The sequence below is a fragment of the Roseburia sp. OM03-7AC genome (genome assembly GCF_003462625.1).
GTDB lineage: Bacteria > Bacillota > Clostridia > Lachnospirales > Lachnospiraceae > Roseburia_C > Roseburia_C amylophila.
Window position 1 is genome coordinate 1,068,500 of sequence record NZ_QTZJ01000001.1, and the last position, 14,955, is coordinate 1,083,454.

The 14,955-nt window shown below is 39.4% G+C and carries 14 protein-coding genes; 2 read left to right on the forward strand and 12 right to left on the reverse strand.

The window, feature by feature from the left end; translation table 11 throughout:
* Positions 1-19: 19 nt before the first annotated feature.
* Positions 20-1,462: an ATP-dependent Clp protease ATP-binding subunit ClpX gene (gene clpX, locus DXB39_RS05185; protein WP_117698946.1), complete on the reverse strand. Its 1,443-nt coding sequence runs from the start codon at positions 1,460-1,462 to the stop codon at positions 20-22.
* Positions 1,463-1,704: 242 nt separating this feature from the next.
* Here clpX and DXB39_RS05190 point away from each other — a divergent pair, with 242 nt between their 5' ends.
* Entirely contained in the window at positions 1,705-1,950 is a 246-nt protein-coding gene (locus tag DXB39_RS05190) for a hypothetical protein (protein WP_117699110.1), read from the forward strand.
* A 32-nt stretch (positions 1,951-1,982) separates the two neighbouring features.
* A complete protein-coding gene (locus DXB39_RS05195; protein ID WP_117699109.1) occupies positions 1,983-2,750 on the forward strand; it encodes a prolipoprotein diacylglyceryl transferase in 768 nt (255 codons plus the stop codon).
* Positions 2,751-2,895: 145 nt separating this feature from the next.
* Here the strand turns inward: DXB39_RS05195 and gatB are convergent, their stop codons facing one another.
* From gatB to DXB39_RS05250, 11 genes are all read right to left on the reverse strand, one after another.
* A complete protein-coding gene (gene gatB / locus DXB39_RS05200) occupies positions 2,896-4,326 on the reverse strand; it encodes an Asp-tRNA(Asn)/Glu-tRNA(Gln) amidotransferase subunit GatB (RefSeq protein WP_117840742.1) in 1,431 nt (476 codons plus the stop codon).
* 15 nt (positions 4,327-4,341) lie between these two features.
* A complete protein-coding gene (gene gatA, locus DXB39_RS05205; protein ID WP_117840740.1) occupies positions 4,342-5,805 on the reverse strand; it encodes an Asp-tRNA(Asn)/Glu-tRNA(Gln) amidotransferase subunit GatA in 1,464 nt (487 codons plus the stop codon).
* 15 nt (positions 5,806-5,820) lie between these two features.
* On the reverse strand, positions 5,821-6,117 hold the full coding sequence (gene gatC / locus DXB39_RS05210; RefSeq protein ID WP_117840738.1) for an Asp-tRNA(Asn)/Glu-tRNA(Gln) amidotransferase subunit GatC: 297 nt from the start codon (positions 6,115-6,117) through the stop codon (positions 5,821-5,823).
* A 12-nt stretch (positions 6,118-6,129) separates the two neighbouring features.
* Entirely contained in the window at positions 6,130-7,875 is a 1,746-nt protein-coding gene (gene aspS, locus DXB39_RS05215) for an aspartate--tRNA ligase (protein ID WP_117699106.1), read from the reverse strand.
* 405 nt (positions 7,876-8,280) lie between these two features.
* Positions 8,281-8,802, reverse strand: coding sequence for a nitroreductase (locus DXB39_RS05220; protein WP_117840736.1), 522 nt, complete (start codon positions 8,800-8,802; stop codon positions 8,281-8,283).
* Positions 8,803-8,805: 3 nt separating this feature from the next.
* The gene (locus DXB39_RS05225; RefSeq protein WP_117840734.1) at positions 8,806-9,702 is read right to left on the reverse strand and encodes a DUF3658 domain-containing protein; all 897 of its coding nucleotides are present in this window, start codon (positions 9,700-9,702) and stop codon (positions 8,806-8,808) included.
* On the reverse strand, positions 9,703-10,194 hold the full coding sequence (locus tag DXB39_RS05230) for a low molecular weight protein-tyrosine-phosphatase (protein WP_117840732.1): 492 nt from the start codon (positions 10,192-10,194) through the stop codon (positions 9,703-9,705).
* Positions 10,195-10,349: 155 nt separating this feature from the next.
* Positions 10,350-11,603, reverse strand: coding sequence for an RNA-binding domain-containing protein (locus DXB39_RS05235; RefSeq protein WP_117840731.1), 1,254 nt, complete (start codon positions 11,601-11,603; stop codon positions 10,350-10,352).
* A gap of 449 nt (positions 11,604-12,052) precedes the next feature.
* On the reverse strand, positions 12,053-13,087 hold the full coding sequence (locus tag DXB39_RS05240; RefSeq protein WP_117840729.1) for a hypothetical protein: 1,035 nt from the start codon (positions 13,085-13,087) through the stop codon (positions 12,053-12,055).
* Positions 13,088-13,140: 53 nt separating this feature from the next.
* On the reverse strand, positions 13,141-13,782 hold the full coding sequence (locus tag DXB39_RS05245) for an MAE_28990/MAE_18760 family HEPN-like nuclease (protein ID WP_117840727.1): 642 nt from the start codon (positions 13,780-13,782) through the stop codon (positions 13,141-13,143).
* 2 nt (positions 13,783-13,784) lie between these two features.
* Positions 13,785-14,822 (reverse strand): DUF262 domain-containing protein, encoded by a 1,038-nt coding sequence (locus DXB39_RS05250; protein WP_117840725.1) that lies wholly within the window; start codon positions 14,820-14,822, stop codon positions 13,785-13,787.
* Positions 14,823-14,955: the final 133 nt, after the last annotated feature.

Sequence of the window (14,955 nt, forward strand, 5' to 3'; positions counted from 1 at the left end):
GCACTTATTTTCTTTTATTTTATTCGTTTACCGGTAATGCTGCCACTCCACGCATAGTGATAAGCGGACCGCCCTTTTTCTCAATATAATCTCTTGTAATCGTTACCTGGCCGATGTTTTCGTCCTTTGGAATCTCATACATGATATCTAACATAAATTCTTCGATAATAGAACGGAGTGCTCTTGCTCCGACCTTCTTCTCCTTTGCTTTCTCTGCAATTGCCCGCAGTGCATCCTCTTCAAATACCAGATTGACTTCGTCTAATGCCAGAAGCTTCTGATACTGCCTGATGATAGCATTTTTCGGCTCCTTTAGAATACGGACCAACATATCAACAGTAAGTGATTCCAGGGTAAAGAGAATCGGAAGTCTTCCGATAAATTCCGGTATCATTCCAAACTTCTTTACATCTTCTACCGTTACTTTCTGTAAGAGATTCTCATCATTATCATATTTATCCTTTAAATCTGCCTGGAATCCAATGGATGCCTGCTTATTGAGACGTTCTTTGATAATCTCTTCAATATCCGGGAAAGCTCCGCCACAGATAAAAAGAATATTCTTAGTGTTAACGGTAACCATCGGAACCATGGCATTCTTGCTGCTGGCTCCCACCGGCACTTCCACTTCTGCTCCTTCAAGAAGCTTTAACATTCCCTGCTGCACGGATTCTCCGCTGACATCACGCTGGTTGGTGTTCTTCTTCTTGGCAATTTTATCAATCTCATCAATGAAAATAATGCCATGCTCTGCCCGCTCTACATCATTATCTGCAGCTGCAAGCAATTTACTGACAACGCTTTCGATATCGTCTCCGATATAACCTGCCTCAGTTAAGGAAGTCGCATCTGTAATTGCCAGCGGCACATCCAGAAGTCTTGCCAGTGTCTTCACCAGATAAGTCTTACCACTTCCGGTCGGTCCAATCATTAACATATTGGATTTCTCGATTTCAATATCATCCATCGTATCGGTTGCCACACGTTTATAGTGATTGTAAACTGCCACAGACATTACCTTCTTGGCATATTCCTGTCCAACCACATATTCATCCAGGCTTGCTTTAATCTTATGTGGTGCCGGAATCTTCTTTATATCTAATTTTGGAGCTTCTGCTTTCTCCTCTTTGGTTTTCTTTTTCTTAATCTTCTGGCTCTGCGGCATAAAGCCCTGCAAATCTGAAAGATTAATCATGCTGATATTGGGCATCTGACCATTTGGTATAAAATCACCCATTGGAAATCCAGAGTTATTCATGCTGTCGAAGGTTCTCTGCATACAGTCTTTACAAATGCAGATATTATTCGGAATCTTTATCATCTTACCGGCAACACTTTCCGGTCTGCGGCAGATGTAACAGATTTCTTCGTATTCATCCTTCTTCTCATCTGTGGTCTCTTTCTTTGTCTCTTCTACAGTATCTATATTTTCAAGTTCTCTCTTGTCTTCATTCTCTGTCATATCTGATTCTCCTATTCTCTCAAATCTGTTTTAAGATTCTAAAACATTGCTTTTATTATAATTCAAGCCGGTTTTAATCTCAACCTTCGCAGCCATAATTTTATAAAATCTTCATATATGACAGAACCTGATATTTTTTACTATTTTTCAAAATTTGCAACCAATATTTGACAGTCTCCCTATTAAATGCTAAACTTTCAATGTAATTTATTAGATTTTTATAAACCAAGGAGGACATGAAAATGGGTGTCGCAGCATTAGTTTTAGGAATTATTTCCATCGTTGTTGACGTAGTTACAGTAGGTGTTTATGGCTGGATCGGAGCAATCTTAGGTCTTATCGGTACTATCTTAGGCGCTGTTGGACATAAGAATCAGGCTAAATGTGCTACAGGTGGTCTTGTATGCTCTATCATCGGATTAGTATTAGGCTTACTGCTTTACATCGCATGTGTTGCATGTGTTGCATCTGTTGCAAGCGCATTCTAATATTTGTTTTTTGAAAGGATACATGGAAAAAGATGGCACTTTATCTGAATATTCTGGGATTTCATATCCCATCTTATGGATTTATGATCACACTTGGAGTGATTACGGCAAATCTTTTTGCCCTGTATCCGCTCAGAAAATATAAGCTTAACTTCGATGATATGCTTATATTAGAAGCTTACACATTACTTGGCGCCTTCTTAGGCGCCAAGCTTTTGTATCTATTCATTTCTTACCGGGACATTGACTGGTCCCGTATGTTAGAACCCCAGTATTTTAATTACATTATGCAGAGTGGCTTTGTATTTTATGGCGGACTGATTGGAGGACTGCTTCTTTTTCTGCTGGCCGGAAAAATACATCATATTGACTGGAAGCCTTTTATCATTCACCTGATTTATCTGATTCCATGGATTCACGGTTTCGGACGTATCGGATGTTTTCTTGCCGGCTGCTGTTATGGAATTCCATATGATGGACCTTTTGCAGTACAGTTCCCGGAGCATTCCATTGCGCCATCTGATACTACGCTGTTTCCAGTTCAGCTGGTGGAAGCAATCTGTCTTCTGATTCTTGCTGTCGTACTTGCAATACTGGATTTAAAGAAATCTTATCCGCACACGATTGCCATATATTTTATTGTCTATGGTATTCTGCGGTTTCTGTTAGAATATGTCCGCTATGATGCCGTCCGCGGTCATCTCTTTGCCTTATCCACCTCCCAGTGGATCAGCATTGGATTTGTAGTTGGAACCATATGCTATCTTATCAGAACTTCTGTTTCCAGAAAAAAGGCATAAGTTTGGCTTCTCTTTATTGACAGACTACAGTAAAAACATAAAAATCCTGCAACATGACAGGTATTTCTGATACCTTCATACTGCAGGATTTTTTATACATATAAGGAAAAGCTTGCATGCATTCCCTGTTATTTATAACACTTCTTTATAACAGTTCTTTCAATATCTTATTTACCATTCCAGGATTTGCTTTGCCCTTCATGGCTTTCATGGTCTGACCTACCAAGAAACCGATTGCCTTTTCTTTCCCATTGCGGTAATCTTCTACCGACTGAGGATTTTCTTCAATGACTTTTGCAATAGTATCCCGTAATGCACCTTCGTCATTTACGGTCTTAAGTCCATTCTCTTCCACATATTTATCCGGATTAATATCCTTAGCAAAAATCTCTTCAAAAACTTCTTTTGCTACATTGCCATTGATGGTTCCGGCATCGGTAAGTTCGATTAATTTTGCCAGATTCTCCGGTGAAAATGCAATATCCTCCGGGTCTTTGTTCTGCTCCTTTAAGATACGCATGGTTTCGCCCATCAGCCAGTTGGATACTTTCTTTGGCTTATTACAGATTGCTGTGGTTGCTTCAAATACATCTGCCATCTTCTTTGCAGAAGTCAAAATATTAGCATCATATTCCGGAAGGCCGAATTCATCCTGATAACGCTGACGTTTTGCTTCTCTTAATTCCGGCTGGCTGTCTTTTATGCGTTGTAACCATTCATCACTGATGACGATTGGAACCAAATCCGGTTCCGGAAAATAACGGTAATCCTGTGCATCCTCTTTGGAACGCATGGCATAGGAATATCCCTGGTCATCATTCCAGCGTCTGGTCTCCTGAACCACCTTTTCGCCAGACTCAATCAAATCAATCTGTCTTGCTGTCTCTGCTTCAATGGCTCTTGCAATTGCTTTAAAGGAACCGATATTTTTCATCTCGGTACGGGTACCAAATTCTTTTGCTCCTACTTCACGGACAGATAAGTTGACATCTGCACGCATGGAGCCTTCCTGCATCTTACAGTCGGATGCACCAAGATACTGCACAATCATTCTCAATTTATCAAGATAAGCAATGACTTCCTCTGCAGAACGCATATCCGGCTCAGATACAATCTCAATCAGTGGCACACCGGAACGGTTATAGTCCACCAGGGAAACATCTTCCCAGTCATCATGGACTAATTTTCCCGCATCCTCTTCCATATGAATCTCGTGGATTCCAATGGTTTTCTTTCCTTCGGAAGTCTCAATCTCAATGCCGCCATCGTGGCAAATTGGAAGATAAAGCTGGGAAATCTGATAGTTCTGAGGATTGTCCGGGTAGAAATAGTTCTTCCGGTCAAATTTACAATACTGGTTGATTTCACAATTCATGGCAACACCTACTGCCATGGCATATTCTACCACCTGTTTATTTAAAACCGGAAGAGAGCCCGGCATACCGGTACAGACCGGACAGGTGTGTGTATTTGGTGCACTTCCGAATGCAGTAGAACAGCCACAGAAGATTTTGGTCCTGGTTGCCAGTTCCACATGGACTTCCAGTCCGATGACGGTTTCATACTGTTTATTCATAATCTTCTTTTCCTCCTATTCTGCTGCTAACGGGCTGTGCTGATATGGTCTTGTCTGTTCAAAGGCATATGCGGCACGGATGATATTCTTCTCCTTGAAGCAGTCTCCAATCAACTGCATGCCAATCGGAAGCCCCTTGCTGTCGATGCCGCATGGCAGGCTGATTCCCGGAAGTCCTGCCAAGTTCACCGATACGGTATAAATGTCGCCTAAATACATTTTTAACGGGTCGCTTAAGGACTCTCCCAACTTCGGAGCGGTGGTCGGTGCTGCCGGTCCTAAGATAACATCATATTTTGCAAATGCTTTATCAAATGCCTGCTTTATCAAAGCTTTCGTACGCAGTGCTTTCAGATAATAAGCATCATAATATCCGGAACTTAAGACAAAGGAACCTAACATGATACGACGTTTTACTTCTGCTCCGAAGCCTTCGGAACGGGATTTCTTATACATGTTGTGAAGTCCTTCGTAGTCTTTCGTACGATAGCCATATTTTACGCCATCAAAACGGGCAAGGTTAGAGCTTGCTTCTGCATCTGCAATTACATAGTAAGCAGGGATTGCATATTCTACCAGGCTCAAATCGAACTCTTCTACGATAGCACCTTTTTCTTCTAATTTCTTAGCGGCTGCTAAAATAGCATCCTTTACTTCTGCATCCAGTCCTTCTCCAAAATAATCTCTTGGAATACCGATTTTCATTCCTTTCACATCATCGACTAATGCACTGGTAAAATCGGTCTCTTCTCTCTGAATGGAAGTAGAATCCTTTTTATCATAGGAAGTAATTGCCTCTAAAATGGTTGCGCAGTCTGTCACATCTTTGGCTACCGGTCCAATCTGGTCTAAAGAAGAACCATATGCAATCAGTCCATAACGTGATACGGTTCCATATGTTGGTTTGATGCCGGTCACACCACAGAATGCACTTGGCTGACGGATAGAACCACCAGTGTCTGAACCCAATGCATAAAAGCATTCTTCTGCTGCAACTGCAGCACAGCTTCCACCGGAAGAACCTCCCGGTACATGTTCTGTATTCCATGGATTCTTCGTCTCGCCAAAAGCGGAAGTCTCTGTAGTACTTCCCATGGCAAACTCATCCATGTTGGTCTTTCCAAGAATTACTGCTCCGGCTTTTTCCAGATTTAATACTGCTTCTGCGGTATAAGTCGGAATAAAGTTATATAAAATTTTAGAACTGCAGGTGGTCAGCATTCCTTTTGTGCACATATTATCTTTGATTGCAACCGGAACTCCTGCCAGCGGTCCTGTCAATGTGCCGTCATCAATGAGCTTCTGCACTTCTGCCGCACGCTTCATTGCACCTTCTTCATCTACGGTAACAAAACTGTGTACCGCATCCTCTTTTGCTGCAATGGCATCTAAGGCGGCTCTTGTAGCTTCTTCTACTGATACTTCATGGGCTTTGATTTTTTTCCCAAGCTCTACTGCTGTCAGTGATAATAAATTCATCTTCTGCCGCCTCCTTTACTGATCTACGGTCTTTGGTACAACAAATGCCCGGTCTCTGCGCTCCGGCGCGTTGGCAAGGGTATCCTCGCCGCTGTCACCATTGGTTACTACATCTTCCCGGAATACATTATGCACCGGAAATACATGGGACATCGGTTCTACACCGGATGTATCCAGTTCGTTTAATTTATCAATATAATCTAACATGCTCTCCATGTCTTTTTTTGCTGCTTCCTTTTCCTCTTCGGAAAGTTCAAGCTTTGCAAGGATTCCAACGTATTCCATGGTTTCATCTGAAATCACATTTGCCATTGTTTTTCCTCCTTAATCACGTACTTTGATATGAACTTCTCTTAACTGCTGCTCTGTTACTTCGTTTGGTGCTCCACACATCAGATCCTGTGCATTTCCATTCATCGGATAAGCAATGACTTCACGGATATTATCCTCGTTACGCAGTAACATAATCATACGGTCAATTCCAGGTGCCATTCCTGCGTGTGGTGGTGCTCCAAACTGGAAGGCGTTGTATAATGCACCAAATTTATTTTTCAGTACTTCTTTATCATAACCTGCAATCTCAAAGGCTTTCTCCATAATCTGCATATCATGGTTACGGACTGCACCGGAAGAAAGTTCCACGCCGTTGCAGACGATATCGTACTGGTATGCTAAGATGTCCAGCGGATTCATGGTATTGAGTGCCTCTAAGCCGCCCTGTGGCATGGAGAATGGGTTATGGGTAAATCCGATTTTCTTGGTCTCCGGGTCACGCTCGAACATTGGGAAATCATTGACATAACAGAAACGGTATGCATCTTTCTCAATTAAATCCAGCTTCTCGCCTAATTCATTTCGAATCATGCCTGCATAATATGCGGCACGCTCTTCTTTATCTGCCATGAAGAAAATGGTATCTCCTACTTCAAGGCCTGCCAGATTTCTGAATTCTTCTTTCATGTCATCCGGGATAAATTTATCAATCGGTCCCTTATAGCTTCCATCTTCTAATACTTCCAGATATCCTAATCCACCCATACCGATTCCGGTTGCAAATTTCAAAAGTTTCTCATGGAAACCTTTGGACATCTCTGCATGTACACGGATGGCTCTTACCGTCTTTCCGATAAATGGCTTAAAGGTACATCTCTGGAAGAACTCTGTCACATCGATGATACGAAGTGGGTTCCGAAGGTCCGGTTTGTCACTTCCGAACTCTAACATTGCCTGCTTATAACTGATGATTGGATATGGTGCTTTCGTTACTTTGCTGCCTTCCGGTGCGAATTTCTCAAAGGTTGCAGAAAGTACTTCTTCACCAATCTTAAATACATCTTCCTGGGTTGCAAAGCTCATTTCAAAGTCAAGCTGATAGAACTCTCCCGGTGAACGGTCTGCTCTTGCATCCTCATCACGGAAACATGGTGCAACCTGAAAATATTTATCAAATCCGGATACCATCAGAAGCTGTTTGTACTGCTGTGGTGCCTGTGGCAATGCATAAAATTTTCCTTTGTATTTTCTGGATGGCACGATGTAATCTCTTGCGCCCTCCGGAGAAGATGCGCAAAGAATCGGAGTCTGAATCTCTAAGAATCCCATTTCTGTCATTTTCTCTCTTAAGAATGAAATTACCTTGGAACGGAAAATAATATTGTCTTTTACTTTCTGGTTTCTCAAATCCAGATAACGGTATTTCAACCGGACATCCTCGCGGACTTCCTTACTGGTCATTACTTCAAATGGAAGCTGTGTATAAACCTCTCCTAAAATATCTACGCTCTTTGCCTCTAATTCAATGGTTCCGGTCGGAATCTTTGGATTGTAGGTCTCTTCATCTCTTTTTTCAATCAGACCTTCTATGGAAACTGCCTGCTCCTTACGGATTCCCTCTAACAGTTTTCCATCCCGGATTACAATCTGCATTACTGCATACATATCTCTTAAATCAATAAAGGATACGCCGCCATGGTCCCGGATATTCTCTACCCAGCCTGCTACCCGAAGTGTCTTTCCAATGTCGTTTTCGCTTACCTGATTTAAGGTTACGTCTCTGTAAATGTTGCTCATCTTATCTACTCCTTTTCTGATATGATTGTCAGCCCGGAGTATAAAAATAACCCCGGAATACTGACTCGTATTCCGGGGCGAATAATCTTCTTATCCGCGGTACCACCCGCATTGGAAAATGAATGCTTCATCTTCCCTCTCTTCGTGCGTAACGTGCACTACGTACTGACCTACTGTAATTCAGCCAATCGGCTCCAGAGTGTTCCCTTTGCTTTCTCTTCCAAACAGCGCTCTCAGTCGGTGACGCTGTATTCCTGTCGGCCTCTAAAAGTAAGAGTCTCTTTCCCAGCTTTTGCAACTATATCTCCTAGTTGTTGACTATGATAGCACTGCTTTTTTTGTTTTGCAAGTATTTTTTACAAATCTGATGCTATTTTTTCACTATGTCCTTTATATTATCCAATTTTATTTTATATAATGAACATAATCTATTTTTCTCGGAGCGGCGTCTTTTGCCGGTTCTTTTGCATAGCCGATGACACAGTTTCCAATGCCTTCGTAATCTCCTTCAATGCCAAGTTCCTTTAAAATTGCTTTTCCCTCTTCCCGCTCAAAAGTTTCTTTTGCACGGTGAATCCAGCAGCTTCCAAGGCCTAAGGAATGTGCTGCCAGCATCAGATTGCCCATAACGAGGCTTCCATCATAAAGATAGGTGGGACGGCTCTTATCTGCTAACACCACCAGTACAACCGGTGCTCCATAAAACGGATCGCCGGTTGTTCCCATAATCTCAGCATTTACCTTGGAAAGTCTGTCCCTTACTTCCTTATTGGTAACTGCAAGTATAATCGGTGACTGCCTGCCCATTCCGGTAGCCGCATAAGTTCCGGCTTCCACTACTTCTGCAATCAGCTCTTCCGGCACCATATCTTCCTTATAACCTCTGATACTTCTTCTTGTCTCCATTGCTTTTATGATCTCGTTCATTCCTTACTGCTCCTTTCTGATGCTCCGGCGGAAAATTTCATCCGCCTCTTTTACTACTTCTATCTCTCCGGTCTCAATCATATGATTGATGCGGTTCATATACCAACTGTCACTGATTCCAAGGGGATATTTTAACAACAGATTTCCAATGAGTCTTGCCTGTATGATTTCGCCCTCCGGCAGTTCTCTTCGAATCAGGAAATCATAAAAATCCTCTTTTACGCCCACCAGACAGCCATTTATCAGAACCCGAAGAGGTGCATCCTCTTCTTTAAGTTCGTCCCATCTGGATGCAAATACTTTCTGCTCATGCTCTGAAAGTTCCCTTTCCAATGGGAGGAATCGATAAAACTGTCCGGCATCTACTTCTCCCCAGGAAGAATAACGTACCGTCGTATTTTCCTCTTCTCTTACAAAATCCGGCAGACGTACCACGGATATCGCACATTCATATTTCCGCAGCACACTGACTGCATGGCAGAGTCCGCACAGGGAATAAGGCTTGTTGCTGTACCAGATACGGAAAGATTCTCCCTGCTTTGCAAACTGCTCCATCCGCTGCAGCTCTTTTACATAGGTTTCCACTGCCTGCTCTAATTCTTCCCGCCCCTCTTTCTCATCCTCATTCCAATAGACACCATACTGCTCTAAGATTATCTTCTTCCGATATGTACCATCCAGCGGTTCCCTCAGGCTGCCAATGTCCAACATAAATGGCAGTATAATGACCTCCGCAGAAGTTCCGCCAACTGCTTCTCCTGCAAACATGTCTTCAAAGGTGGCTTTGTCCGGCTTTTCCCCAAGCCATGCGGTTGGTCCATCCTCATAATCTGGCTGCTGATAGTTCTTCGCAAGCTTCATGGCTACGCCTTCACTTTCGCCAAATAAGATTTCTATCATCTACACTTCTCCCTGCTCTATGAGATATTCTAAGAATGCTTCGCATCCGCGTGTTACATCCGCATAGGTTTTATCGAACCTGCCGCTGTACCATGGGTCAGATATTGTTGCCTGCTCTCCGGCAAAGGAAAGCAGCATGGATATTTTACCGCCACAATGCCCGGTTATCCGCTCGATTCCACGGATATTGCTTTCGTCCATCCCTATGAGGTAATCATAAATCTCATAATCGGATTTTGTCAACTGTCTCGCCCGCTTGTCCCGAAAATCGGTCTCCGGCGTATTCCCGATTCCATGCTTCTTAAGCTCCGCCTGCGCCGGCGGGTAAATCGGATTCCCGATGCCATTCCAGATTTCTTCGGTGCTGGTGGCAGCCGAGGCTATCTCGAAGCGGTCGGTGAGGCCTCGCCTGGCGACGAGGTCCTTTAGGATGAATTCTGCCATGGGGGAACGGCAGATGTTGCCTAAGCAGATGAAGAGAACTTTTATCATGGTTTTATTTACTCCTTGTTTTGTATTTTCCAATGTCCATTTTTATTACAATTTCCTTGGCACTAATTTCTAAATCATTATCCATACCGATATAGTCTCTATCCAGCAGCACATTTACCAATATCGGCCTGCATTCTGTATTATGGTATCCCCACTCACTTAATTATATATTTTGTTCCTCTGCCTTTTCCTTCAACTGTAACCACACCTTTTTCCCCCATAGCTTTCAATAACTGTGTTGTTTTGGATTTACCAAATGGAACATATGGGGCAATTTCACTTATTGGTTTCAACATGGTCTTACTTAAGAATTTGTAAATTACTTTTTCATCTTCGGTTAAATTAACATTTGTCTCAAATACCGGCAGCACAATTTTTATCGTATTTTCTGACACTTCAAAATCTGGTTTTATCAGACTATCTGCATACAATTGTTTTATTCGTGTAATTCCTGTTCCAAATATCTCTACAAATCCCAGTCTGTAAAATACATTTGCAAGATTTCTATTTCTTAAAACAGAAAGTTTACCTGATAAATATTCTTCTGTTGTTATTCCATCTGGCAATCCACCAGGAGATACTACTTCTATTCTATCATCAAACATAGAAACTCTGATGTGTGAATTAACATCCCATACCCTATGAATCAAAGCATTTGCAATTGCTTCTCTGAAAGCTGCCTCCGGTATTTTCTCTATCATCTTTCTGTCAGCGCCCTGTATTACTTCATATTGGTAATAATCTCTAAATACTGCAAGTGCTTTTTCATATACTTCTAAAACCGATATATGTTCAAATGTTACTCTTTTTTGAATAATACTGATATTCTCACCGAACCTAACAATATCAATTCCCGAAAAATGATTTTTATCTGCTAAAAGTCCTGCTGTATTATTAAAACCTTTTACATTGTCATACAGATTCAATGTCTTTAAAGTATCCTGATTGAAAGTTTCAATCTGAATATTTTCTTTCAACTTACGATGTAAAATTTCAAAAGATAGTTTCTGATCTTTACAAGGTAATTCTTCGAAACTAATATTTTTCCCAGCTAATACAAGCCTTGAAAATTCCAGTGTATCTACTTCTATCGTTGCAGTATCATTTCTTTTGTATGCTTTTGATTTATATAAATACGGCTTCTGAAGACCACTTTTTATAGTGAGTTTTATCGTCTGGTCATTATTCTGTATTTCAAGTGTATAGTTTGGTTGAGGTGATATACTGTCATTAATTTTATTTTCAATACTCAGGCAAGCCAGCTTTACATCCGGCACTCCTTTCACATTTCCATTATCATCAACACCAAAAAGAATTGTTCCACCATTATAATTTGCAAAGGCACTGACTGTTTTCAAAAAAGTATTCGTAATTGTTTCCTTGAATTCCAATATTCTTGTTTCACGCATAGTAATCAACTCCTTTCCAACCTTAATGATTACATTATATGCATAAATGTGCAAAAAATCAATCGCAAAAATTTACGATTGATTTTTTGATTGGTTTTGAGTATAGTATCTTTTTTGTCCAACTAAATTGTGGCAACTATTTTAACTATTCCGATTCGATCTTCCAAAGGTATAAATAAGGTGTAAATTATTGCTTAATCCACAGAAAAGCCAATAAAATCAAGTTTTTCATAGTATACATTAAATACTGCCGTGGCAGATGAAAAGTACTTTTATCAAGTCTCTATCTCCTTCCAAAATGCACTTTTCTGCTACCATTTGCAGCGTTTTGCGCAGTGTTAATTCTTCTTTATGTATCAGTCATTTCTGTACATAAAATGCAAATCTTAGCAAAATATTGCAAGATGTGTACAGCAATCGTAGTAAAAGGTGGGGGTACTACTTCTCTCTTACTGCAAATATACCATTCTTTGGGGTAAGTCAAGATACGCACCTATCTGCTTGGCTAATTTTTCTAGTTCCTTATAAATTGACTTTTTTATGGTATAATAATCCTCTCCAAATATTTTTTCTGTTAGACCAAACATTGCATCGCTAATGATCAAATTGCTCTCCTTTAACACTATTCCCAACTTGTAGTGTGCCATAGAATTTCTAAATCTATCTGATTTCCATTTCGAATTAATTTTTAAAGTGATGCCTAATTTTTGATTTATTTGTTCAATCACACTTATTAAAGAATAATATAAAAGATATCCAAATCTCAGCTTCGTAGGTATCTCATTGTTTATCCATTTTTCAATCCCATATAACAAGAAATTTATCTGGCACAAGATTGACATTAAAACAAACTTGTCACTATATACATTACCAACTGGTGATTTTATAAATCCTCCGTAATCTTGAACCCCAAACTGCAATTCATTATTTACCTGAAAATCAGTCGTTGCATGGAACAAATTAATATATCTACCACCAATTTCACTCATTACTTTTATATACTCACCATTATTCTCACTGTATGAAAAAAACGGTGAATAGCAATGGCACAGAATAGTATTCCCACAAATCACTCCATTTATAGTATCCATTCCATATATATCATATAGCTTAAGAACTTTGGCAATTGGCTTACAGACACTTCCAAAATAATCATCATTTTTACGATAAGCGTTTCCTAACGAAATATATATTTCGTTATAATCCTGCTGCCACATCTTAATGCTATTTCTGATTTGTTCATAAAAAATAGTTTGTGATTCATTAAATAATGGCATGCAGAATTTACATTTACTTGAATTTTTAATAGCCTTTAGCCAATCCTCTGCTCCATCTATAACAACACCCAAATACGGAAACATAGAAGGTATGTAATTAGATGCTTTCGGATTTATATTTTTTATAACCGTATAAATATATCGAAGATCTTGCTGAATCAAAAAAAATGCTGCCTTCTGTACAGGATTTAATTTCAAGCTATCCACACCAATTCGCTCCTTAAAACATGTTATTCTTCTTATGTTTCGGCGATTTATGTTTAATGATTTTTCAAATACATTTGTTCCTCAATATATTTCTCATATAATTCGATAATATAGGCACACGCCTCCGAAATATGATCTAATTTACGTTGTAAATCATTAACCGAAACTTCACGTCCCACCTCTTTTGGAGTTTTATTCCCATGTGCAATATAATTCCTATTATCAACCATTTCCTGAATGTTTCCTCCAATTTCTGCCCTAGGAAGAATTGCATTATGAATACCAAAAGATTTTGCGATACTCTCTAATTGTCTATATCGTAGATTTTTGCCATCAGTAGGTACTATTTCATTTGGAATAGAAACGATAGGATTCCGAGTTAATTTATCTGAAATATTCCACCTTTTTTCCCACTTATGTTCATTACCCACACCATATATACTGTCATATTCCGCGGAAAAAATGAGTGCATACAGCTCATATATACACTCATCAATTTTTACAGATTTAGCATTTAATTCCCCTATCGTTTTCTGAACGACAGTTCTAACTGTTTCTTCATAAATCCCATATATATACACGTAAAACAAACCCTTATTAATTGCTGAAAAATCATCGCTATCATTAATATTACTAAGCCATAATCTTAGTTCGCATATTTTACGAGTCAATTCCTCTTTTATTTCATTAAACACTTTTATCCCTCAAATTTTTTTCTACAGAACTCAATTCTACCTATTACTCTCGGTTTCGAATTTGTAGCTCCTGTAATATATTTTAATAATTCTTTATCTTTTAGCCATTCATCTATTCCTACAGTGTTTATTTTTCCATTATCCATATATGCTAATGCAGCTCCTACTGACACAGCCTCAAAAAGATTAAGTGGTGTATTTTTCCTTCCTTTACTTATACCATGAGGCAAGGCATCATTCAATATTTTGAATACCATTCTGAATAATTTATCATTTTCACTATAATTAAATCCTTTGTCAGCCTTTGACATATAATTATTTAAGAAGTCTTTTACACTATGCTCAAACGAATCCAAATCATACAAATATGCAAAAAATCTCAAAACAAGTTCTTCTCTCGTACCATCATTTTCTTGACTCTCAGATAAATGCACGCAATTCTTAAAATTAGAATCTTTGGATAACTCTTTTAAAAAATCATTAAACCCGCCTCGATAAACACAGCTACGAATTTCCTGAGGTGTAAGATTTACGCCTCCTTTATTCAATCGTTCAAACAAATCAAAGCGCACGTCTTTATCGCTTTTATCACTCAACGTAGTAACTTTAATACTAGTCAATTTAAACTTATTTTGTACACCTACCGGAAGATCAGCAAATCTCTTATCATTAAAATTAGCTAGTTTTGATAATCCTTTCAATTTTAAGGGCTCAGCTTTTTTAGCATTGACTTTCTCTCGTACATTATCATCTCCTGCAAAACAAATCATTGTACTAAGTCTCTGCACTCCATCAATCACTTCCCAAGTTCCATCCACATTTGTTGCCATAAAAAGACTTGGAACCGGAATTCCCAAAAAGAGAGATTCAACTAAACTTGACTGGCGTTCAACATCCCATCTAAACTGTCGCTGATATTCTGGTGCTATATTTATCAGTCCATCATTTACCATACTTAACAACTCTTTAACAGATAAGTCATAGGTATTAAAATCAACTTTCATTTTTTGCTCCATTAATTCTGAGTTTAAATCTATCATAAATATATTCTCCTTTAGCCGTAAAAATATACGTGAATACTTTTATGATAATTATAACATTATTCATTGATTTTTCATAGCATTTTAATCTCCATAGCATTTATGATTATTTCCACATTCACCTCCATCCTTA

Bases quoted from the DNA above. Each gene is read 5' to 3' on its own strand.
- DXB39_RS05190 (WP_117699110.1), top strand. From the start codon at position 1,705: ATGGGTGTCGCAGCATTAGTTTTAGGAATTATTTCCATCGTTGTTGAC.
- DXB39_RS05230 (WP_117840732.1), bottom strand. From the start codon at position 10,194: ATGATAAAAGTTCTCTTCATCTGCTTAGGCAACATCTGCCGTTCCCCC.
- gatC (WP_117840738.1), bottom strand. From the start codon at position 6,117: ATGGCAAATGTGATTTCAGATGAAACCATGGAATACGTTGGAATCCTT.
- DXB39_RS05195 (WP_117699109.1), top strand. From the start codon at position 1,983: ATGGCACTTTATCTGAATATTCTGGGATTTCATATCCCATCTTATGGA.
- DXB39_RS05235 (WP_117840731.1), bottom strand. From the start codon at position 11,603: ATGCGTGAAACAAGAATATTGGAATTCAAGGAAACAATTACGAATACT.
- gatA (WP_117840740.1), bottom strand. From the start codon at position 5,805: ATGAATTTATTATCACTGACAGCAGTAGAGCTTGGGAAAAAAATCAAA.
- aspS (WP_117699106.1), bottom strand. From the start codon at position 7,875: ATGAGCAACATTTACAGAGACGTAACCTTAAATCAGGTAAGCGAAAAC.
- DXB39_RS05225 (WP_117840734.1), bottom strand. From the start codon at position 9,702: ATGATAGAAATCTTATTTGGCGAAAGTGAAGGCGTAGCCATGAAGCTT.
- DXB39_RS05220 (WP_117840736.1), bottom strand. From the start codon at position 8,802: ATGAACGAGATCATAAAAGCAATGGAGACAAGAAGAAGTATCAGAGGT.
- gatB (WP_117840742.1), bottom strand. From the start codon at position 4,326: ATGAATAAACAGTATGAAACCGTCATCGGACTGGAAGTCCATGTGGAA.
- clpX (WP_117698946.1), bottom strand. From the start codon at position 1,462: ATGACAGAGAATGAAGACAAGAGAGAACTTGAAAATATAGATACTGTA.
- DXB39_RS05250 (WP_117840725.1), bottom strand. From the start codon at position 14,822: ATGATAGATTTAAACTCAGAATTAATGGAGCAAAAAATGAAAGTTGAT.